Raw genomic sequence first — 24031 nt, forward strand, 5'->3', positions numbered from 1 at the left:
TCTTCTCTAACTATATATAGCTACTAATAGCTTTAACTTACAACGTTTAATTACTGGTTTTCTTGCCAACAAATTGTACTACAGCGCTAAGCCCTTGATGCCGCTTTCCTTCTGATACCATACGCAACTTCTCTATACCAATCACTTCGTTCAGCCCTACAAGCTCATGTTGAAAGTTCTCTAAAGCGCCAAAACGCTCCCTTTGACTGGCTAGTGGGCCACCGACTGCCTCTGTTTCAAGCTGTCGTTCTGTATAAGCCTCGACGATAAATACTCCCTCTGGCTTGAGAGCAGTGCCAACTTGTGCATGTACATATTGACGTACCGTTTCAGGCACGTGTGCCCAGATAGAAACTATGGCATCCCATTTATCCTGACCAAAGTTGTAATCTGCTAAATCAGCTACTTGGGTGGTAATAGCTACCCCTTTCTCTTTGGCCAACTTGTTCGCTTTGTTTAACCCTACTTCGGACATATCCATCGCAGTTACAGTGAAGCCTTGCTCAGCTAAGAATACTGCATTCCTACCCTCGCCCTCTGCTAGACAAAGTACGTGTCCACTTACAGGTATCTGCTCAAACGTCTCTCTCAAAAAATCATTAGGTTCGGTACCAAATGCGAACTCTGTACCGCTATAGCGTTCATCCCACATTTTAATCGTCCTGTTATTTGAGATTGATATCCAATTTAGTAGGTAACATATGGCATTTAGAAAACGTAGCAATAAAGCACACATCATAAAATTAATGTGCGCTCTATAACATAACGTACCATACAAACCTAAAACTTAGCCTAACTCACCTTATCCCACATCTTGCTTAGACGCTTGGGCGATACTGCCATACGAGTTTTCATAGGCTGGGCAAACAGTTGAATACGATACTCTTCCACCATCCAGCGATACTCACTGATGGCTTCTTTGTCCGCACGTCCTGCTAGCCGCTCCATATGCAAGTCAAGCGCGTAAACACCATCGAGGTCGGCGTCGAGATTGTGCTCCAGACGCTCTAGTCGAATCTGTAGCGCTTCAAGATAGCGTGGGTACTGTTGCCAGTGGCTATAGTCCATCCGATAAACAAAATCAGCCAAATGTAAGTCTTCTAGCTGATCTTCGATATCATCGATAGACTCACCAAATATCTCGCGATCTAGCATCAGCAACCCTTGGCGGATACGCTGCCAACGAGTGTAGACATTTTTAAGCGTTTTGATAACGCTTTGACCAGTTAATAAGAAGTTATTCACTACCACTTCGAGTGTCTGGGTATACTCTTCAGAGGTAAACGGTAGCTCCTCGCTCAATCCAACTGCGATTTCATCGGCGCTTTCTGGTAAATTATCAGAGTGATCAAATAAGACGTAGTGTTCTTCGAGAGCCGCGTCTAACGCAGCATCTATAACAATCGTTTTGAGTTTATCCATGTCGCCAAGTGGCGCAAATGCCAGTTTAAATATACTGTCGATTTGGCTCGTTAACTGCTTTTTCTTTGCACCAAGTTTGCCTTTGATTAAAGTCAGCACCCCGATGCGATGTGCTTGAAGTGCTGCATTGACATCAGTATATTGATGAATCGATACCGCTTCTCCCGCTTCATCAGCGACGAGTGCCGCAAACTGTTTCATCACCACACCTGCACTATGATGGTTTTTGCTAAAAGCAAAATGCTCAGGGAACTCAGTATGCACGCCTTGCTGCTCATTTACCGCTTGACTGGTTTCAGATGCATGACGAATCTGTAGGGTTTGTAGATCACGGCCTTTTTCGATGATACGGTTTTTCTCATCGACCACGCAGATTTGTGGCTGCAAATAACGATCAATCGTAGATGGATTGAAGTTCTCTGGCGTCACCGACATAATACCGCGACGATGCAACGCCTGACACAGCTGCTTCAGTAATCCTTGCCCACCCTTTGGCTGCAATTCATCAAACAAACTGTCTGCAGTATTGGGTATCGGTACGATTTGGCGACGTATCTCTTTTGGTAGCGACTTGAGCAGCTGCAATACCAATTCATAGCGCCAACCAGGCACGCCCCACAGTAGCTCAATCGCATCGAGCTGCGGTAATGCGGCAAGCGGCACACGTATGGTCACACCATCATCATCGCTGGCGGGATCAAAAATATAACGCAGCGGCAACTTTAGATCGCCCAGCTTCCACACTTCTGGAAAGTCCCCTGTGGTCGGCGCCTGGCTATTAAGTACATCTTTATCAGTGAAGAATAGATGCTTGGCATCATGCTTTTCGACTTCTGCACGCCAATCCTCAAACGCTTTACGACTGGCAACGTGCTCAGGAATTTTCTTATCATAGAACTGATAGAGCGTTTCTTCATCCACCAACAAATCACGGCGACGCAGCTTGTCTTCGATGCGCTCAACGTGAGCAATCTTGTCCATGTTATGTTGCAAGAATGGTGCATTGCGACCAAAATTGCCTGTCACCAAGCCATCACGGATAAATATCTCTCGTGACTCGACCAGATTAACTTGCTCATAGTTAGTCAGCTGCTTACTAATAATAATCAGTCCAAACAGACTAATCTGAGCGTAAGCTTTAACTCGTCCTGTTTTCTTGGACCAGTGTGGCTCAAAGTAATGATATTTCAGCAAATCACCTGCCGCTGAAATAATCCATTCTGGTTCGATTTTGGCAACAGTACGCATAAAGACTTGTGAAGTCTCCACCATTTCAAACGCCATCACCCAAGGTGGTATTTGTTTAAACACCGTACTGGCTGGGAATATCTTGGCCTTTTGCTGACGCGCCGCCAAATACTCACCGCGGCTTTCGGTCTTGTGCGCGATGATAGATAATAAACCCGTCAATAACGCTCTATGCAGATTGGCATATTTAACCGCTTTTAACTCTTCGTCTTCGATCGCAGTCGGATCATTGACAGCCACATTTTTATCAGAAGCTTTTGATTCATTAACATCAGTTAATTTCAGCTCAGTGACCATCTGTACCAACTGACGATGCGTCTGATGCCATTCACGTACACGCGGGAAGCTTAAATAGTTCTTCTTAGTAAACTGCTTACGCTGATTGCCAGACAGTTTATTACCGTCTTCATCTTTTTCAAATAGCGCCTTCCATAGACTCAAATAAAACAAAAAGTCAGAGTCGTCTTGACGGAAGACCGCATGCTTTTGATCCGCTTGCGTGCGTTTATTGGCAGGACGCTCGCGTGGATCCTGTACAGCAAGCGCTGCCACAACGATCAGCATTTCGCGAATACAATCAAAATCAGAACCAGCCACCAGCATACGTGCTAGCCTTGGATCGATTGGCATACGTGCCATTTTCTGACCAGTTGCTGTCAAACGCAGATGATCAAGCCCTTTCTTAGCTTTTGGTTTATTGGTTTTGTCCTGAGCAGCGATGTCTTTCTTAGAGGTAATAGCGCCCAATTCATCTAGCAATTTATGACCATCAGTAACCAATCGGCTATCAGGCGGCTCAATGAATTCAAAGTCATCTACACTACCTAGACGTAGGTTGGCCATTTGTAGGATTACTGACGCTAAATTAGTACGTAAAATTTCAGGCTCAGTAAACTCAGGGCGACCACTAAAATCTTCTTCACTATAAAGACGAATACAAACACCTGGAGCAACACGGCCACAGCGACCTTTACGCTGATTAGCCGCTGCTTGGGAAATTGCTTCAATCGGTAAACGCTGTACGCGCGAGCGATACGAGTAACGCGAAATCCGCGCAAAACCCAAGTCAATCACATAGCGGATACCTGGTACGGTCAATGCAGTCTCAGCAACGTTGGTCGCGATAACAATACGGCGACCTCGACCCGATGGTTGAAAGATACGCTGCTGCTCTTCGTAAGTCTGCCGTGCAAATAGTGGCAGTACTTCGGTATGGCGCGGACCATGACGCTCAAGCACCTCTTGCGTTTCGCGAATCTCCGCTTCAGTCGCAGCAAATATCAAAATATCAGCTTGATCGGCGTGGCCTTTGCTCTGCGCATCGCTAAAGCACTCTTCGACAGCGGCAACCACAGCACGCGGCAGGTTCTCTTCAAAATCATCGTAGCTGTCATCCTCTGAGCTGTTTACTGGCTCATCTGTCAACGGACGATAACGGACTTCTACTGGAAAGCTACGCCCTTCTACATTAAAAATAGGTGCAGGAACTTGCCGTTTTAGCTTGTTATCATAATGGCTGAAATACTCACTAAAGCGCTTGGTATCAAGGGTCGCCGAGGTAATAATGACTTTTAAATCTGGGCGCTTGGGCAGCATCTTTTTGAGATAACCCATAATAAAATCGATGTTCAAACTACGCTCATGCGCCTCATCGATAATAATCGTATCGTACTTACTCAAGAACCGATCATGACCCAACTCAGCGAGCAGAATACCATCGGTCATGAGCTTTACAACAGATTGCGCTGTCCCTTGCTCATTGAAGCGAATCTTAAAACTGACAGTATTACCTAATGGCTCACCCAGCTCTTCTGCGATACGGTTTGCCACACTACGAGCAGCCAATCGTCTCGGCTGTGTATGCCCTATCTGCCCTGTGATACCACGCCCTGCCAGCATCGCAAGCTTAGGCAGCTGCGTCGTTTTACCAGAACCCGTCTCACCAGCGACAATAATGACTTGATTATCGATAATCGCTTGTACTAAGTCTTCTGCGCGCTGGCTAACAGGCAGATCTAAATTTAGCTTGGTAGGTAAATCACTTGGAATACTATCGATACGTGCCTGCACAGCTTCTTGAGAACGCGTTTTGATTTTTTCGTACTGAGCACGTTTCTTGGCGATTACATCATCTGAATTATTCTTTTGCTCAGAATCATGATCAGATTTTTTATTTTTAGATACAGCAGCACGTGCCAGTTCTCGCTCAAGACGGCTTAAGTAATAGCTATCCTTTGCAAGTACTGGTAGATCCGCCAGTGGTACTGCTGGCTTCTTAGTATCTTGAGTTTCATTTACAGTAGATGTATCTGGATCGCTGTTTTTAGGAATATTGGGCTTAGAAGTATTGGGCATATTTGCTTAGGCTATTTATTATGTAGAAGTGGTTAGATTATGGGGGTAATTGGGGTATGATTCAAGTTAGTCGAGTCCTGATTGCTCTTGTATCAATAATGCTGAAACTATCACACATTACAGAACGTATCCGAACTTAAGTTATCCAGTAAGTTCATTTAATCAAGCATGTATTGGGTTACTTTTATAAAATTTAGATGAACCTATTATAGCGCCAATTTCTTTAAATTCTTGATGCTTAGATAGCCAACATATTCTTTGTCTTCGCAAGCATTCAGCTCATCTATATCACTGATAGGCTCAATCGAAAGTCGAACATTTGAGAGAAGATCATTTACGTTATATATGTCATCTATATCTACTGCAAACTTATCATCGATATGTGAGGCAGCGTCAAAAGGTGATGTTTCATCTTTAAAAGTAAATTGCTTATAAAAATCACTGTTCTTCGCTTGTTTGATCGCGTCAGCTTGGTTAGGTGCAACGATGAGTAGCTTATAATGGAATTCTTCAAAACTGCCCTGCTGATAGCCACCTAGATTGATAAAGAATAACTTTAAGTCAGCAGCAGCCGTTATTTGCTGACTTGGTTCAATTAACTTGATGGCATAACTACCCACTTTAGTAACTGCTCGATATGAATCAATATGCCATTTATTTTTTACTTCAGGCCAATGCTCATTGATATCTCCTATCAAGTCACTCACCTGGCTGGCTGCGCCAAAGAAAATATCGTGTTGCTCAATCAGACGGCCTTTAGGACGACCGCCCAGTTGAACCATATATAGTGTTACCATTTTACGTAATCTCTATTAAATCAAAATCCATAGTTAATCTAAAGGTAATGCTGTTAGTGCTAGGATAGAATGTTTTTAAGTACTGTCATACTGGAACTACTCTACCCGTCTTCAATGCAAATGCCCAATCTTCACGTCCGTTTCTTAGAGCCATATTTGCTGCTGCTTCATGGTTATAAGCCACTTTGACATGCTCAGTTTGCCAATGTTTACCTTGTTGAGTCTCAATACACTTGATAAGAGCATAATTAGCATGAGGCGAATAAGTTTGCATCTTATGAATAATAGGCAAATCATCTTCGTAAGCTGGATAGCCAACGCTACCACTATTCACAATAGTTTGTCCTGACGACAGTACTACTGTTCGCGGGATGTGTGTATGACCACATAAGATAACATCATTATCAATACCATCAAGTAACGCCAATATAGTCGCATCATTACGCACTATTGGTTGACCCGTTTCGATATCCTCTAGTAAATATATCATGTCATCGGTCGGCGAACCGTGGCAGAGGTATACATCCTGACTTACATGAAAATCAAATGGCAAAGACCGCATCCATTCAATCGCTTTTTTAGAGAGATCTTTGATAATAAAACCCATGGTTGGATTATTAGCAATTTCTGCCGTAGTGGCTTCATAAATCTGCCTATCCTGATTGCCTCTAATAGTAATAATATCATCTCGATTTGCTATTAATAGCTCATAGGTAGCATAAGGCGCTATTGGCCCGTACAAAATATCACCAAGATTGACAATCTGATCAACATCTCGATATCTTATATCGGCAAGTACAGCTTCAAGGGCGTAGACATTACTATGAATATCTGAAATCGCAGCGATGGTTGTTATCTGTTTCTTTTCTAAGTTATCCATTTCCTGACTCACTAATCAAAAACTGCTTTACAACGTCAACGGTTGCTAACGGATCTTCTTCGTGCGGTACATGACCTAAGTCATCAAATACCTTAAGCTGACTATTACGTATATCTCTATGAAATAACGCGGCGTTTTCTACAGGAATAAGATCATCTTTTGCACCCCATAAGATTAAAGTCGGTATGTCCAGCTGCTTTATTTGCGCTTGGACACTGGCATCATCGCTCTCATTTAGGCGACGACTCAAAGCCTGCCGATTACCTTGGCGCAAGGTCAATTCATAGTATCTATTAACCAAGGCATCGTTTACTTTGCTATTGTCTGCATACACACTTAAAACGCTTTTTTCGACGACACTTCTGGGTAGGATACGATTTAAAATTGGTGACATCATTGGATATTTAGCAAGTTTAAAACCAATAGGGACATGTTTGGGTGTTGCTGGATAACCAACTGAGTCTACCAGTATCAATCGATTGACACGCTCAGGATACAAAGCTGCGGTACGCCACGCTACCTTGCCTCCTAATGAGTTACCGGCTAGCGTGACGCGGTCCAGCTTCAAATGATTGAGTACTTCAATAACAAACGCCGCGTAATTTTCGCTGCTATATTGCGTGCTCTCGTCCACATAAGGACCTGTCAAACCAAACCCTGGCAAATCCATGCTCACGACACAGTACTGATCAGACAGCGCCTTGGTCCAGCCCTCCCATGTATGCAAACTTGCCGATGTACCATGCAATAAAACGATTGTTTCAGGTTGATTCTTTTCGGCTGCATCGCCACGGTGTGTATGACAATTAGCTGACTGCACTACATGCGCCTGCATACCTTGTATGTCTATAAATTCGCTGTTGGGTAGTTGCCATTGTTTTAACTCAGCGATGGTACGATCAGGCGCCCAGTATTTTGCTATAAATACCATTATCACAGCAATTGCGCCTAGCACTATGAGAATAATTGCTTTTAATAAATACTGTGTCATGTGATCAAATCCATTCAATAAGATGACGTTAATAATAAACATTCTATACCGTTATCTCGTATGATAAGCCATAAAAAACCCGACGTTTAAGAATCACTTAAACATCGGGGTTTTTAGCATTTGTACATATGACTGTGTCTACATGAGCTATTTAACTACAATAAGAAAAAGTATGCCCAACACCCAATGATGATAGTAGAGATAATATTAAGGATGACACCTGTACGTATCATCTCTGTTTGCTTGATCAAACCTGTACCAAACACAATAGCATTCGGCGGCGTGGCAACTGGTAGCATAAAGGCACAAGACGCACCGATACCAATAATAAGTACTAAGACCTCACTCGGTATACCCATATGCTCGGCAATTGCCACAAACACAGGTACTAAGAGCGCGGCTGAAGCCGTATTTGATGCAAACTCTGTCAAGAAAATAATAAAGGCTGAGATTGCAAGCATCACCACCAATAGTGGTGCTGTTTGTAAGCCATTAGCAACCGTCTCGCCTAACACTAATGACGCACCTGATACTTTTAAGATATTTGATAGCGCAATACCGCCACCAAATAACATGAGCACGCCCCAATCCGTGTTGTCTGATACCTGTTTCCAAGAAACTAGACCCAAGCTCACGACCGCCACTGCTGCAAGCAACGCGACAACGGCATCTGTATCTTCGATACCAACTGCAGCCCCAATTTGTTTAGACAACATCCAGCTAGCTGCCGTGACAATGAAAACAGTAATTGTTAATAGGCGGGTTTTGGTCCAAGGAATGATTTCATCTTGCTCTAGCTGCATAGTACGGTTTAGGTTCGGCTTTAGATACAAATACATCGCACCCAACAGTACTGGTAATAGTATCAGCATCATTGGGATACCAAACTTCATCCAATCAACAAATGCGATATCCAATGCTTTTGCAGCAATGGCATTTGGTGGCGAGCCGACAATCGTGCCCAAACCACCCAAACTTGCTGAATAAGCAATACCAAGCAGTACAAACACAAAAGTACCGCGATCTTCTTTACTATCAACTTGCGTTAAAATACCGAGTGCCAATGGGAGCATCATTGCCGTTGTCGCTGTATTCGATATCCACATGGACAAGAATGCAGTCACACCAAATATCAAAAATACTGCTGTACTGAGCTTACCACCCGACAACGATAGAATTTTTAACGCGATTTTTCTATCGAGCTTTTGTACATGTAACGCGGCAGCCAAGGCAAAACCACCAAAGAAGAGATAAATAATGGGGCTGGCAAAGCTCTGCAGACCGACTTCAGCATTAAAATCAGGAATGCCAACCAAAGTACCAACTACAACCACTAAAATCGCAGTGATAGTGACGTGTATCGCCTCAGTGAGCCATAGCACGCCAATAAAGAATAACAACGCTAACCCTTTATTTGCACTAACTTCAAATGGTAATACGCTATAAATAATAAAGCTAATGATTGCCGCGATGGCGACCACGATCAACCCTTTTCCCGTTCCCTTTGGGAATGTATCTGTAAATAAATATTCATTGCCATCATTAGGAAGATGGCTATCCAGTTTTTTCTCTGACATAAATTATCCTTATTGCCTCCAGAGGGAATATGACGTCAAAAATTATTGCAATACACAATTATTGTATGACATCATTATATTCATATAGCGAATATTACGCGGGAAAATATCATATCAGAATAATTTATATATGAATACAATCTGATTAATTTTGTTTCTTTAGCTCATCTGTTTGATTCGTTAATAGCGGTTACCCTTCGACTAGTTTTATTTTTAAACAATGGCTCTCTCACTGCTTTCATACAGACCTTGATTTATAAAAATTACATAAAGCCTCTAAACATTTATCATTTAGGGCTATACAAGCAAAAACTGATACCACATAATCAAAAGGTTAAATAGAAAATTATCAATAAAAACAAAAGGAATAACTTTATGACAGACGCAAATAAAACTGATGCAACCACTAAAATGGCACCAAAAGACATTAACCAAGATGGGTTGGCCGAAAAAGATCAACAGCGTACTGACGACTCTGTATTAGATATGATGCAAGGTATGCATGAACATGAAAATCATGAAGAAGATAGAAAATAAATCTCAGTAGCAATGACGTTTATCTTCATTTTTAAGTAGATTATGTTTATCTAGTACAAACAAAAAAGATAGGCGTTTATCACTATGATAAGCGCCTATCTTTTTTTGGTTCTCTCACCTCTGGCAAATGATCTGAGACATAGTTGTACACAAATGCTGCTGTCGACACAATGGCGATGGGAACAAACAAAGCATCATAGCTGACTTTTGCAAACAAGAAAGCACCTACTGCGCTACCACCGCAAAAGCAATACCAAATAATGGCTTGGAACCCTAAGGTTGGCTTACTGATAGAACGACCAGCAAGCCAATTACCAATTGCCGCCCCCATGTCTGATGTTAGCCCTGTTAAATGAGTGGTACGAATGACCGCCCCACTATAAGTTGCCACCATCGCGTTTTGCAATCCGCAGGCCATCGCTGCTGCTAATTGCCCTAAGTAATCATGCTGCTGATATAGCCAATAGCTAACTAACAGTAGCGCTGCTTCTAGATATAGCGCTCGCCCATAACGACGGCCGAGTTTCAATGATGTCTGTCCAATGACTAAGCCACTTAGTATAGCCCCTGCCAAAAAGGACAGTAACAAGGTACCAATATATAAAATACTACGCGCGTCTGAATGAGCGATAGCCGCTGCAAACAAGCTCACATTGCCCGTGACGTGCGACACTGATAAATTGGCAAACCCCATTAACGCCGTCGTATTCACGCAACCAGCACTAAATGCCAATACTGCCCCGCCCCATAGTATCCACTTTGGTAACTTGGTTATCATATCCCTCGCTCAAAGGCACTTAGCTAAAAGTGCACACTGCTAAAAAAGTACATAGCCAAAAAGACTCATAGTATAACTAGAAAAGACAGCCAATTGGCTGTCTTTTCTATTATCAAACGAATCATCTATAACAATTACTGTGCTGGTTCATCAAGCATCATCAACTGCTCACTGATAGCTACTGTATTAAAACCTGCATCAACGAACATAATCTCACCTGTGATACCAGATGCCCAAGGCGACAATAGGAACAATGCGGCGTTACCTACTTCTGTCTGTGTGATGTTGCGCTGTAGTGGCGCAATTTTTTCGCTGATATCGAGCATTTTACGGAAAGATTTAATGCCGCTAGCCGCTAGCGTGCGGATAGGACCTGCAGATATCGCATTAACACGGATACCTTCACCGCCCATAGACGTTGCTAAATAACGAACGCTGGCTTCAAGACTGGCTTTTGCCATACCCATGACATTGTAGTTTGGCAATACTGAAATGCTACCTTCATAGGTCAGTGTCAGCATAGAACCATGACGCATCGCTAGTAACTCACGAGCCGCTTTTGCCAATGCAACAAAGCTGTAGCTAGAGATATCATGCGCGATGTGACTGCCTTCACGCGTAGTGGCATTCACAAAATCCCCATCTAGCTGATCCATCGGTGCAAAACCAATGGCATGTACCACACCATCAATACCGTCGCCCCAGTGAGCAGTCACTTGCTCAAAGCACGAAGCAATTGACTCATCAGAGGCGACATCACACTCTAATACCAAATCCGCTTCGAATTTTTCGGCGGCCATATCGACGCGTTTTTTGATTTTGTCATTCGGGTAAGTCAGAATTAGTGAGGCCCCTTCGCGGTGCAGCGCTTCTGCGATAGCCCAAGCGATAGAGAGTTTACTTGCGATGCCAGTTACGACAAATCGTTGTCCTTGCAGTAGCATAAGATTTCCTTTTGAATCAATCGAGATGATTTAGAATAAGAATTTATTTAGAGTAATTAGAAGATTGAGACTACTAAATAGTACAAATGAAAAGATGAGTTATTATACACGAATTAATTTAAGTAAACAGTCGTAAACTGTATTTGGTTCTTGTTATTGGACTGACTAATACAAACAGCTAATAGAATAGAAATACCTAACAACGACTTATTGCTTAAAGTAGTATCGACAATGAGAGTTTTTCGCGAGTTATTAGATTGCATTTTAGCATCAATGCTTCACGATAAAATACTCAGACTATAGTAGTTTGCTTATTTCATGAAAAAATCGCACTTCGAATATTAACACTACAACCGTTTACATTAAGTACCAAGCACCCCTTTATTGATTAAAGACTCAACTGCTAGCTACAGCAGTATGAAGTTCAGCAGATTTCGAGTATAATCACAGCCCTTCCCAGCTTGCACAATTTTTATAAGAATCCTCACATGATAGGATTCAACGTTAAGCTACACCCACATTTTGGATGGCTGCCAAACTTATGAGTAACACCCCCATCATAACCCCAGATTATAAAGAAAGTACCGAATCTTATCGCCAACTGATTGCTTCAACTGGCGAAGACTTAGATCGTCCGGGTTTGCTAGATACGCCTGTACGTGCTGCAAAGGCCTTTGCCCATTTGACCCAAGGCTATCATCAAAGCATAGAAGAAGTGGTCAATGATGCTGTGTTTCCATCAGCCAATCGCGAGCTGGTACTGGTACAGAACATTGAGTTTTATTCACTGTGTGAGCATCATATGCTACCGTTCCATGGTGTCGCTCATATTGGCTACTTACCTGACGGCCAAGTCTTAGGACTGTCAAAATTTGCCCGTATCGTCGATATGTTTGCTCGTCGTTTGCAAATACAAGAAAACCTAAGCGAGCAGATTGCGCAGACCATTATGGATGTTACTGGCTGCCGCGGCGTAGCAGTTGTTATGGATGCATCGCATATGTGTATGATGATGCGCGGTGTTAGCAAACAGCATTCAACCACGCGTAGTACCGCGATGCTTGGCGAATATCAACATAACAATCAAGCACGTAATGAATTTTTAGGTGCGGTACCTAAGCGTCAGCCAGCGTTTTAAGTCGTTGTTAATTGCTTAAGCTGTTGTGAATAACAACCAAATAAAAAGGACGCATATGATGCGTCCTTTTTATTTGGCTGAGCGATAGGAAATAGTACTAACCAACTGGTTTTACATCATCTATCCAATCACCATAACCAGCAGCTTCCATGTCTGCAAGCGGAATAAAGCGAAGCGCTGCTGAATTCATGCAATAGCGCTTGCCTGTCGGTGCTGGACCGTCGTCAAATACATGGCCCACGTGTGAGTCCGCGTAACGGCTACGAATTTCAGTACGGGTTCCAAATATTCCTCGATCTGGCTTTTCAACCACTAAGCTCGTATCCAATGGGCGAGTAAAACTCGGCCAGCCCGTACCAGATTTATATTTATCACGCGAAGAATACAGTGGCTCACCAGATACGACGTCTACATATAATCCAGGTTCTTTATTATCCCAATACTCATTATCAAAGGCGCGCTCAGTACCCTCTTTTTGGGTGACTTTGTACTGAATATCACTAAGGGACTTCTTTAGCGTATCTTGTGAAGGTTTTACAAATGTATCTGGGTTAAAACCTTTGCCTACCTTACTATCCGATGTGTTATTTGACGTCACTTGCTGTGTGCTGTCTGCTTCAGGCGTAAACTGACTAAAATCAAGCTCATAGTTTTTACCATAGACACTCTCGATAAATTGATAGCGACCAGAATTGAAGGTATAAGCTTTGTAGCGTATCGGGTTCTTTTTATAGTAATCTTGATGATACTCTTCAGCAGGATAAAAAGTGCTAGCAGGAACAATCTCAATCACTACTGGTTTGTCATAAACACCAGAGGCTTGCAGTGATTGCTTAGCCGCTTCTGCAATTTGCTTTTCTTGCGCATTATTATAAAAAATTGCTGGACGATACTGTGTACCGCGATCAACATACTGTCCTTGATCGTCAGTGGGGTCAGCGATTCTCCATAACGCCTGTACTATGCCATTGTAAGTAATCTTCTTAGGGTCATAATACACCTGCGCTGCCTCGGTATGCCCAGTACCACCTGCTGACACCTGCTTGTAGGTTGGGTTTTCAGCGGTGCCACCCGTATAGCCAGACACTACTTCTACCACGCCCGGGATTTTTTCATAACCTGCTTCAACACACCAAAAACACCCACCCGCTACCGTGGCTACTGCCAATCCTGGTGTAGTCGGTGCATATGGGTTAGCGGCAGTTGTGTTCTTTACAGTAGAGCTGTTTTCAGTTGATGCGCATCCTGCGTAAATCGCACTACTCGCTATGATAACTAGCCCTATAATTCTAGATGGTAATATGCGGTTCATGAAAATCTCCTAAGCGTAATGTCCTTTAAATATCCTAACGCTTTTGTATCACTGAAACATTCCTATACTGTTATATATTTACAGTTTATTAAGATATTTTTTATCAACTGGGTTTAATTGCAAGATAAATTAAACAATTATTTGATAGCAACTATATATTTTATTATGAGTTAACTATAGAAACAGAACAGAAGCTTTATTATCTCAAATGCATTAAAAAAGCCTATCATCCAAAGAGTAATAGACTTTTTTATTTTAATAACACTAGCTTTATAAAAAACTATGACGCTGTTTCATTATTACTATCAGCGCGTTCGTCACTAGCCTGCTTAATTTTCGTTAGAATTTCTTTGATTTCAGATGCTGATAAATAGGTTGGCACGGCATAGGTGTCACTGACTTCTTTTGCAGCAGCCTTTGCAATATCATCAAAGTCGCTAGTTTGCATACCATTGACAGTCGGATCAATATTTAAATCTGCAATCAAGTCTCTAACTTGCGTGATAAGGTGATCTGCTATCTCACTATCGCCATTAGCTGCTTGACCATTCTGTACCATACCGGTTCTTTTCGCCAGTGCAGCCAGTCTTTTTTTGCTCACTTTGCGATTGACGTCAAGCATATAAGGCAACACGATGGCATTAGCACGACCATGAGGAATACTATAGTAAGCGCCTAACTGATGCGCGATAGCATGCACATAGCCTAGACCTGCTTTGTTAAAGGCGATCCCGCCGTAATGAGCAGCGATACCCATCTCTTCTCTTGCTTTTAGATTGCCACCATCTTTATAAGCTAGTGGTAGATAATGCATAACAGATTTTACGGCAGAGGCTGCATAGTAATCTGTCTCTACGCTAGCATTGGCACTCATCCATGCTTCTAGTGCATGGGTCAATACATCAATACCAGTATCTGCTGTAATATGGGCTGGCATACCTTTCATAATAACTGGGTCAATCGCTGCGGCTAGCGGTACCATTCTTGGGTCGATAGACAATGCTTTTTGATGTGTTTTATCATCCGATACTACTGCGCCAAGCGTCGCTTCTGAACCCGTGCCAGCTGTCGTTGGTACGCAGTATAGCGGGGTCGCAGGCTTTCTTGCCTTAAGAATACCGATTAGCTGTTTGGGCTTGCATTTATTGCCTTGAGACATGGCTATCATTTTGGCTGCATCAATCACTGAGCCGCCGCCAATGGCTACGATAGAGTCACAATTGGCTTCTATAGACTGACGGAGCCCTTCTTCAACTACTTTAAAAGTAGGATCTGGCGTAATACCATCATAGATGTGATAACTGATATTTTTCGCATCTAGATAATCGGTAACTTTTGCAGGTATACCCAGTTTGTTGAGCACTGTATCCGTGACAATAAACACATTGGTATTGCCTTCATTGATAAGCATATCGCATAGCTCATCACAGGCAGTCTCACCGACAAAGAGCATTGGTCTTCTGATAGGTATCACATAAGATACTGCTTTTAATACCTTTGCGCGAGTCTTAGCGACAGCCAAATAACCAGCATGCTGCAAACTGTTGTTCTTTACCAATTTAGTAATACTGTTTTGTGTTTTCATGAGCACAAAAATCCTTTTTAATGATGGTTTTAACTGCTATAAAGACCGTTTTTGCCAGCCAGTTAAATATTACTAATTTACGAGCGCCAGAATGTATCACAGCATTATAAAATGGGCAGCTCTCTAAAATTATTGTACCACTGCTTTTTTCAATATGTCGCTATTATTATGAACTGCAATGTGTCAATTTTATACCAAGCCGCTTGATTTAGTTGCTTAGTTTGATTGATCAGTCTCAGTGACTACAGTAAGTCGTTTAAACTAGTCAGTACTTGCCTTTAACAGTTGCTGAGTGTAAGTATGTTGTGGATGATTAAAGAGATCTTCGGTACGTCCAGATTCTACGCAAGTGCCTTCTTTTAATACCATAATATGCTGACACAGTGCGCGTACTACTTTGAGATCATGACTGATAAAGACATAACTGATTTCTAGCCTTTCTTGAATTTCACGTAATAAACTAACTACTGTGACCTGTGTGGTACTGTCGAGTGCGGAGGTCGGCTCATCTAATATAAGTAAGCTTGGTTTCATAATGAGTGCACGCGCCAGTGCCACGCGTTGACGCTGGCCACCTGACAGCTCGTGTGGATAGCGCTGCGCAAATGCTAAAGGCAAATGTACCGTAGCAAGACTATCTAGCACCGCTTGCTGACGTGCAACTTTATCCACGCCTTGTACCAGCAGACCCTCTTCAACGATTTGCATGACTGTCATACGCGGATTAATACTGGCAAATGGATCTTGAAATACCATCTGAATCTGCGAGCGGAAGTTACGCAGCGCCTTTTTGGACAATGCTGAGATATCTTGCCCGTTGACCACTATCTGCCCATTCACATGTGCTTGATTGCTCAGTAATTGGCTGAGCGCCAGTGCAATGGTGGTTTTACCAGAGCCAGACTCACCGACGATACCCAATGCCTGACCTTTTTGCAGTGTCATATCGACATTTTCGACCGCGTCAAACCAGCGCTTGGTACCACCAAACAGACCTTTTTCAATTGGGAACTGTACATTAAGGCGCTTCACTTCTAGTACGCTTGATTGTTTGTCTGCATTATCGTCTTTTATGGTTAATGCTTGCCCAAAGTCTTGCTTGATAAGTGTGCGAGTATAATCGGCCTTAGGCTGATCAAATACCGCTGACGTTTGACCCTGTTCAATCGTTTGACCTTGGCGCATAACGATAACCTCATCACTATAGCGCCTGACCAGATTGAGATCATGGCTGATTAATATCATCGCCATATTGTGCTTGCGTTTGAGATCATCTAGTAGCGCCAAAATCTCATGCTGCAAGGTAACATCAAGCGCAGTTGTTGGCTCATCAGCAATTAAAATATCAGGCTGCTGAGCCAATGCCATGGCAATCATCACTCGCTGACGCTGACCACCTGATAGCTCATGTGGGTAACGGTTCAACTTGTCAGCAGGATCTGCAATATTGACATCATTTAGCAAAGCGATGCTGGTGTCTCGCCATTGCTTCTTAGGTACGCCGCTTAGACGCAACGATTCAGAAATTTGTTTAGCGACTGTATGCAACGGATTTAATGCGGTCATTGGCTCTTGAAATACCATACCGATACGCTGTCCACGAATAGACCGCAATGCAGCATTACGCGTCTTATCATTTGCTATGGACAAGGTCGACATGCCTGTTGTACTTGCCAGCTGTACCACACCCGTGATGGTCAAACTATCAGGTAACAGACCTAATAGCGCAAGACTGGCAATTGACTTACCAGACCCTGACTCACCAACGATGGCCAAGGTTTGCCCTTGTCTTAACTCATAAGAAAGCGCATCGACCAATTGGACGCCTGTAGTCGTCGTGATAGTGAGCTTATCTACAGTTAGCATAAGCTTATCTTGTGCACGATTAGGGCTTTCATCTGGCGCGTTGCTATGCTCGGCAGCGATAATATTTTCAGTCATATTAAGAACGCCTCGGGTCAAACGCGTCACGCAGCGCTTCGCCAACGAAGATGAGCAATGACAAAATAAAGGTCAAACTAAAGAATCCTGACAAAGCAAGCCAAGGTGCATCAAGGTTGTTCTTTCCTTGTACCATTAGCTCACCAAGAGACGGCGAGCCAGGTGGCAATCCATATCCCAAGAAATCCAGCGCAGTCAAAGCGATAATATTGGCCGTTAGAATAAATGGCAACTGCGATAAGCTAGAAGCTAACGCATTGGGTAAGATATGTCTGAGCATGATTTGGCTGTCCGAAACACCTAAATTGCGTGCAGCTCGCACATAGTCAAAGTTGCGGGCTCGCAAAAACTCTGCCCGTACCAAACCGACCAAACCCATCCAACCGAACAACAGCATCATGGCGAACAGCATAATAATGCTAGGACTAAACAAACTGACCAAAATAATGATCATAAACAGCTGAGGCATACCGCCCCATACTTCCATAAATCGCTGCCCTGCCAGATCTACCCAGCCGCCATAATAGCCTTGTACCGCACCGACGATAATCCCAATCAAGGCGCCCGCGAGCGTCAGAGCCAGACCAAACAGTAACGACACTCGCATACCATAAAGTATTCGTGCCAGCACATCACGCCCCATATCATCAGTACCAAGCCAGTTCTGAGCATTGGGTGCTGCTGGATAAGGTAGACCAAGCTCGACATTCGGTGTCTGGTCGGCAAACGGAATAAGCGGCATTAGATAAAACCCTTGCTCATCAATCAGCGACTGCACTGCAGGGTCTTTATAATTGGTTTCGGTCTCAAATACACCGCCAAACGTCGTTTCAGGATAGGCCTTTAATACTGGAAAGTAATAATCGCCTTGATACTGCACTAACAATGGTTTGTCATTGGCAATGACATTAGCCGCCATGCAGATGACAAATATCACTGCGAAAACAAACAGCGATATCACCCCAAGTCTATTTTGGCGAAAGCGATTTAAACGTGCTTGCCAGATAGGGTTCAAGCGTTGCTTTTTTGTGATAGATAGCTGCTCAGGCATCGATGATTTATCTGGTTCGCTATTAATAGGACTGCTCTTTGATGAAGGTTGATTATTTGACATTAGCGCCCCTCAAAATCAATACGAGGATCAATTAAGTGATAACTCAAATCACTGATTAATTGCAGTAGCAGCCCCACTAAGGTAAAGATAAATAGCGTGCCAAATATCACTGGATAATCACGTTGTTGAATGGCTTCAAACCCTAACAAGCCTAGGCCATCTAGTTTAAAGATAATTTCAATCAAAAAATTACCCGCAAAGAAGATACCAACAATAGCGGCTGGAATACCTGCGATAATAATCAACATCGCATTGCGAAACACATGTCCGTATAGCACCTGACGCTCACCTAAGCCTTTAGCACGAGCGGTCAGTACATACTGCTTGCCCAATTCCTCTAAAAAGCTGAATTTGGTCAAATAGGTCAAACCTGCAAAACCGCCTACAGTACTTGCCAGTAAAGGTAACGCCAAATGCCAAAAATAATCTTTTACTTTACCAAGCGCACTTAGCTGATCAAAATTCTCGGACGTCAGTCCCTGTAACGGGAAAATGTTCCAGTAGCTGCCACCCGCAAAGAACACCAGTAAAATCACTGCAAATACAAACACAGGTATCGCATGTCCGATCGCCAGCAGCATAGCCGTGGCTTTATCAATGCCTGAGCCATGATGCATCGCTTTATACACTCCTAGCGGAATAGCGATCATATAGATGAGCAACGTACTCCACAGCCCAAGCGATATCGAGACTGGTAACTTCTCTACGATAAGTTCGGTCACCGACTGCCCTTTAAAAAAAGACTCACCAAAATCTAGCTGAGCGTAGTTCTTTAACATGAGCCAAAATCGCTCTGGAGCGGATTTGTCAAAGCCATATTGAACATTGATTGCAGCGACCATCTCCTCAGAGAGGCCTCGCGTACCTTGATACGTACTGTCATTGCCACCTGCACTGCCCGCACCAATATTACCGCCAAGCGCATTGTCTTTTGCACCCTGTTCAATCAGTGCCAGCTGCTGCTCAACAGGCCCGCCTGGTGCCGCCTGTACGATCACAAAGTTGGCAAGCAAGATCAAAAATAGTGTCGGCAATATCAGTAGTAGTCTTTTTAAGATATAACGACCCATAATGGCGACTTCCTAAATAAAGAGAGATAGCAATGACGTTCAGCAGCGAATTGATTTTTGTTGAAGCAGTACACAAAAGCATTTTTTAAAAGTTGTTTTTTAGCTCACGTAACGCTGCAAATACCGTCAATGACTTCTCATCATCGATAGACATTTTTGATTTAACTCCCGCGATTACACTTGGCTCTTGTGTACGTAAAAACACATTTATCGCGCGCTCATGCTCTAGTGTCACTGGTAGCGTTGCCATGCCTTGCTCAGTTTGCGCCTCTGCTCGTGCTAATGCTTGCTGCATCGCTTCGTTGTCAGGTTCAATAGACAGGCCAAAACGCAGATTACTCGCTGTATATTCATGCGCAGGATACAGTAGCGCCTCATGAGTCAAGCCGTTCAAACGTTTAAAACTCTCGTGCAATTGCTCAATCGTACCAGTAAAGACACGCCCGCAACCTGCACTAAACAACGTATCACCGCAGAAGCAGTGCTTTTGCCCATCTATATCTAAGATATAGGCCATATGGCTAGCGGTGTGCCCTGACACATCCCAGACTTGCGCAGAGCAGCCCCATGCGCTTACCGTGCTACCATCTTTGATAGTTTGGTCTTCATCGACGCCATGCTCACTATGCGCAACCAGATGAGTCATCGGATACGACTCCTGTAACTCTGCGACGCCGCCGATATGATCATGATGATGGTGAGTCGTCCAAATCGATGTTAGCTCCAGTTCATGCGTCTCTAGATAATCAATAACCGGCTGAGCTTGACCTGGATCGATGACAATTGCTTGCTTATTATTTTCATTGATCAATGTCCAGATATAGTTATCGCTAAATGCTTTGATTGGGTGAATACGGATACTCATGTTAAATCCTTACCGGTAGTTATTTTTGTTACGTGTTATTTTGAATTATCTAATCTGACTGTTATTTGATAGCATATATTTGATAAAAACAGCATATATGCTCAGCTGACCGTTGTTACAAGGTAAAACCTTATAGTAAATACTATTTACTGTTTTAAATATTTATTAATACGCCCTTCTGCCTCTTTATCCACCCACCAGTAATCGATACCAACAGCATTGGTCGGTAGTTTTTCAGTATGGCGATACTGATCCCAGTAAGCGACATTGGTGCCAGATTTGCCGTATAGCGGTACGACATAATGCCCTGCGCGCAACAACCGATCTAGCACCTGCGTATACAGTACAATCTCGTCACGATTTTTAGCATTACCAAGGGCAGCAACGACCTTATCGACGGCTGCATTCTTGATACCAGCACTGTTATGATTACCCGACTCGTTAGCAGCAGCGCTACCCCAAAATGCCGCTTGCTCAGCACCAGGAGATAGACTTTGGGCAAACACGTCCACGACCATATCATAATCAAAACGGCGCATACGCTCATAATATTGCGGCCCATCGACTTGGCGCAATGTTGCATCAAATCCCAAGCGCTTTAGATTGCGTATATAAGGCAACAATACACGACCCATGGTCTCGCCTGTCATCAAAATCTCAATCTGAGCAAGCGACCCATCAGGTTGATATAGTTTCATATCCTCATAATAAAACCCAGCCTCTAACAATAGCTTACGCGCCTCTAATAACCCTTGACGATTAAAGCCGTTCCCATCACTGGTAGGTAGCTGCCATTCTGCTAATGTTGCTTGGCGCTGAATCGGTTCGAGCTCAGACAATAAAGGCGTCAATACCTGCATCTCTGCATCAGATGGCGTACCCGTTGCGGCAAGCTCTGAGCCATGGAAAAAGCTTTGCAAACGCTCATATTGCCCATGAAATAAGGTTTTATTCATCCATTCAAAATCATAGGCAGCTGTCAGTGCTTGGCGAACTTTGATATCTTGAAAGATTGGGCGACGCAAATTCATCACCAATGCTTGCATCGGTACTGGATTTTGGCTGGTTATCGTCTCTTTTTGGATAAGCCCTGCTTTGACTGCGGGGAAATTATACCCAGTCACCCAGTTAGATGCTTTATTTTCGGGGCGAAAGCGGTATTGACCAGATTTAAAACCTTCAAAGGCAATTTCATCACTTTGATAATAAACAAACTTGATCATATCAAAGTTGTAGCGGCCACGATTGACCATCAAATCACGACCCCAATAATTGGGATCACGTATATAACTTACCGAACGCCCCGCATCGACGCGACCCAATTTATAAGGACCACTACCCATCAATGGTGACAGACTGATTTTCTCAAAATCGGTGTCAATGGAAGACTTGGCAAAAATAGGGAACTGACCAACGGTCAGTAAAATTTCTTTGTTTTCAGCAGATGCAAAGACAAACTTTACTTGTTGATCATTAATGATTTGAATGTCTTTGATATCGCTAAGATAACTGCGAATATACATGGGGCCTTTGTTCAATATTGCCTCAAAAGTCGCTTTTACATCGCGACTGGTCACAGTAGACCCATCCCAAAAACGAGCATCAGGATTGAGATGATAGATAATCCAGCTCGTATCATTTGGGTCATATGTCACTTTACTTGCCAGCTGCGGATACATCGTAAAAGCTTCATTTAATGAGCCAGTCATCAAAGTATCATACAGATAGTCTGTGCCAATCATCGCTACACCCGTGGTCATCCATTTATTGGCGCTATTAAACGTACCGCGAGCATCTAGAGAAAGCGTGCCCCCTGATGGCGCTTTTGGATTGGCATAAGGTAAGTAAGGTGCATTGATGTACTCAGTGGGGCTATTGTGACCAAGCGCGGTCGTCGTAATAGGTGCAGCGATACTGCTCGGTATCCAACTGATGGTGATGGTTAGCAATACAGCTTTTAACAGGGCATTTTTTATCATGGTGTTATCACAAACCTCTATGCCAACCAATTTAGGGATCAAAACAAGAATACTGAATGAGAAGTAACCTGAGTGCAAAACTTTATCATAACAAAGTTAGGCTGTCTCACCTAATGGTTTGCCAAGGATATGACTTAATGGTGATAGCATTACACTATTATTACTACTCGCTAGCACGACCAAACTGTCTGCTTATACATATAAAAAAGGCGCAACCATGACTAGTTGCGCCTTTTTTGATATGAGTATATATATGAAGACTTTATACGCTAGCAGTTACTATTTCGCTTACGCGTGCTTTTTTTCAAAAGTAATCATAAAATCAACCAGCTGCTGTACCCACTCAAGTGGCACGGCATTGTAGATACTGGCTCGCATACCGCCTACGTCACGATGACCTTTTAGATTTAACAAGCCAGCTTTTTCTGACTCTTCTAAGAATACTTTATCAAGACTGCTGTCTGCTAAAGTAAACGGCACGTTCATGATAGAGCGATATTTAGAATCTACTGGATTATTATAAAAACTGCTCTCATCGATTGTCTTATAAAGTAAGTCGGCTTTTTGCTGATTGATTTTACCGATAGCAGCCACACCGCCCTGCTCTTCCAACCAATCAAACACCAGCCCTGCTAAGTACCAAGAATACGTCGCTGGCGTGTTAGACATAGACTCTTTGTCAGCTTGATGCTCATAATTCAGCAGCATAGGACACCATTCACTTGCTTGCCCCATCAAATCCTCACGGATAATGACAATTACCAGACCTGCAGGACCGATGTTTTTCTGTGCGCCTGCGTAGATCATGCCAAATTTAGACACGTCTATCGGCTGTGACAAGATACAAGATGACATATCAGCAATGATTGGTGCATCTACTTGTGGTGGCTCAAATATCTGTAGACCATGAATCGTTTCATTGGCACAGTAATGAAAATAAGCGGCGTCTTCACTAATATTCCAGTCGCTTTGCGCTGGTACGTCAGTAAAGTTATTCTCTTTACCAGTTGCAACTAGGTTAATCCTACCCAAACCCAAGGCTTCATAGCGCTTGGCTTCTTTGATCGCTTTGCCTGACCATGCACCTGTCGTCAAATAGTCACCGCGTCCACCATTCAACAGATTCAATGGAATCGCAGAAAACTGTAAGCTAGCGCCACCTTGCAAAAACAGCACTTTATAGTTATCTGGTATCTCCATAAGCGTGCGTAGCTTAGCTTCCGCTTTGTCAGTAATGGCCATATACTCTTTGCTACGATGACTGACTTCCATGACCGACAGGCCGCGACCTTGCCAATCAAGCAGTTCGCTCTGTGCGCGCTCTAATACGGCTGTTGGCATAGTAGCAGGTCCAGCACAAAAATTTGGCAGGCGATGCGGTGTGGCAGTTGCTGTAGACGTTGGGGTTGTAGGCATAATCACAGTCCTAGGTATGATGAAATAAAAGGATTTTTTTATTTCAGTTTGTTGATAAAGGCATTGGTATCGATGTTAGTTT

The 24031-nt window shown here is 43.2% G+C and carries 18 protein-coding genes; 2 read left to right on the forward strand and 16 right to left on the reverse strand.

The window, feature by feature from the left end; translation table 11 throughout:
• Positions 1-46: 46 nt before the first annotated feature.
• From JMX91_RS07005 to JMX91_RS07030, 6 genes are all read right to left on the reverse strand, one after another.
• Positions 47-652 (reverse strand): class I SAM-dependent methyltransferase, encoded by a 606-nt coding sequence (locus JMX91_RS07005; protein ID WP_201548268.1) that lies wholly within the window; start codon positions 650-652, stop codon positions 47-49.
• Between the two features lie 140 nt (positions 653-792).
• Positions 793-5025 carry an ATP-dependent RNA helicase HrpA gene (gene hrpA, locus JMX91_RS07010; RefSeq protein ID WP_227679320.1) on the reverse strand — a complete coding sequence of 1411 codons (4233 nt, stop codon included), beginning with the start codon at positions 5023-5025 and terminating at the stop codon, positions 793-795.
• Between the two features lie 206 nt (positions 5026-5231).
• Positions 5232-5822: a DUF1543 domain-containing protein gene (locus tag JMX91_RS07015; RefSeq protein ID WP_102093020.1), complete on the reverse strand. Its 591-nt coding sequence runs from the start codon at positions 5820-5822 to the stop codon at positions 5232-5234.
• A gap of 85 nt (positions 5823-5907) precedes the next feature.
• Positions 5908-6702, reverse strand: coding sequence for a metallophosphoesterase family protein (locus JMX91_RS07020; protein WP_201548269.1), 795 nt, complete (start codon positions 6700-6702; stop codon positions 5908-5910).
• Complete coding sequence (locus JMX91_RS07025) at positions 6695-7693, reverse strand: alpha/beta fold hydrolase (RefSeq protein ID WP_201548270.1); 999 nt, start codon at positions 7691-7693, stop codon at positions 6695-6697. The genes JMX91_RS07020 and JMX91_RS07025 overlap by 8 nt, the downstream gene beginning before the upstream one ends.
• A gap of 155 nt (positions 7694-7848) precedes the next feature.
• Positions 7849-9270, reverse strand: a complete 1422-nt coding sequence (locus tag JMX91_RS07030) for an SLC13 family permease (protein WP_201548272.1) — start codon at positions 9268-9270, stop codon at positions 7849-7851.
• Positions 9271-9645: 375 nt separating this feature from the next.
• Here JMX91_RS07030 and JMX91_RS07035 point away from each other — a divergent pair, with 375 nt between their 5' ends.
• Positions 9646-9807: a hypothetical protein gene (locus tag JMX91_RS07035; protein WP_201548274.1), complete on the forward strand. Its 162-nt coding sequence runs from the start codon at positions 9646-9648 to the stop codon at positions 9805-9807.
• A gap of 82 nt (positions 9808-9889) precedes the next feature.
• Here JMX91_RS07035 and JMX91_RS07040 read toward each other — a convergent pair whose 3' ends face one another.
• Both JMX91_RS07040 and JMX91_RS07045 read right to left on the reverse strand, forming a co-directional pair.
• Positions 9890-10585: a YoaK family protein gene (locus JMX91_RS07040; protein WP_201548276.1), complete on the reverse strand. Its 696-nt coding sequence runs from the start codon at positions 10583-10585 to the stop codon at positions 9890-9892.
• Between the two features lie 134 nt (positions 10586-10719).
• Positions 10720-11529, reverse strand: a complete 810-nt coding sequence (locus JMX91_RS07045; RefSeq protein WP_102091718.1) for an enoyl-ACP reductase — start codon at positions 11527-11529, stop codon at positions 10720-10722.
• A gap of 541 nt (positions 11530-12070) precedes the next feature.
• Here JMX91_RS07045 and folE point away from each other — a divergent pair.
• Positions 12071-12667: a GTP cyclohydrolase I FolE gene (gene folE, locus JMX91_RS07050; RefSeq protein WP_191113649.1), complete on the forward strand. Its 597-nt coding sequence runs from the start codon at positions 12071-12073 to the stop codon at positions 12665-12667.
• 97 nt (positions 12668-12764) lie between these two features.
• Here folE and msrB read toward each other — a convergent pair whose 3' ends face one another.
• From msrB to serC, 8 genes are all read right to left on the reverse strand, one after another.
• Positions 12765-13979 carry a peptide-methionine (R)-S-oxide reductase MsrB gene (msrB, locus tag JMX91_RS07055; protein ID WP_201548278.1) on the reverse strand — a complete coding sequence of 405 codons (1215 nt, stop codon included), beginning with the start codon at positions 13977-13979 and terminating at the stop codon, positions 12765-12767.
• Positions 13980-14259: 280 nt separating this feature from the next.
• Positions 14260-15564: an iron-containing alcohol dehydrogenase gene (locus tag JMX91_RS07060; protein WP_201548280.1), complete on the reverse strand. Its 1305-nt coding sequence runs from the start codon at positions 15562-15564 to the stop codon at positions 14260-14262.
• Positions 15565-15825: 261 nt separating this feature from the next.
• Positions 15826-17505 carry an ABC transporter ATP-binding protein gene (locus tag JMX91_RS07065; RefSeq protein ID WP_413786782.1) on the reverse strand — a complete coding sequence of 560 codons (1680 nt, stop codon included), beginning with the start codon at positions 17503-17505 and terminating at the stop codon, positions 15826-15828.
• Between the two features lies 1 nt (position 17506).
• Positions 17507-18556, reverse strand: coding sequence for an ABC transporter permease (locus tag JMX91_RS07070; protein WP_227679322.1), 1050 nt, complete (start codon positions 18554-18556; stop codon positions 17507-17509).
• Positions 18557-18618: 62 nt separating this feature from the next.
• Positions 18619-19689, reverse strand: a complete 1071-nt coding sequence (yejB, locus tag JMX91_RS07075) for a microcin C ABC transporter permease YejB (RefSeq protein WP_201548282.1) — start codon at positions 19687-19689, stop codon at positions 18619-18621.
• A gap of 85 nt (positions 19690-19774) precedes the next feature.
• A complete protein-coding gene (gene gloB, locus JMX91_RS07080; RefSeq protein ID WP_201548284.1) occupies positions 19775-20554 on the reverse strand; it encodes a hydroxyacylglutathione hydrolase in 780 nt (259 codons plus the stop codon).
• Between the two features lie 146 nt (positions 20555-20700).
• Positions 20701-22533 carry an extracellular solute-binding protein gene (locus JMX91_RS07085; RefSeq protein WP_201548286.1) on the reverse strand — a complete coding sequence of 611 codons (1833 nt, stop codon included), beginning with the start codon at positions 22531-22533 and terminating at the stop codon, positions 20701-20703.
• A gap of 288 nt (positions 22534-22821) precedes the next feature.
• A complete protein-coding gene (gene serC, locus JMX91_RS07090) occupies positions 22822-23949 on the reverse strand; it encodes a 3-phosphoserine/phosphohydroxythreonine transaminase (protein WP_201548288.1) in 1128 nt (375 codons plus the stop codon).
• Positions 23950-24031: the final 82 nt, after the last annotated feature.

Source organism: Psychrobacter sp. Pi2-1 (assembly GCF_904846645.1).
Lineage (GTDB): Bacteria > Pseudomonadota > Gammaproteobacteria > Pseudomonadales > Moraxellaceae > Psychrobacter.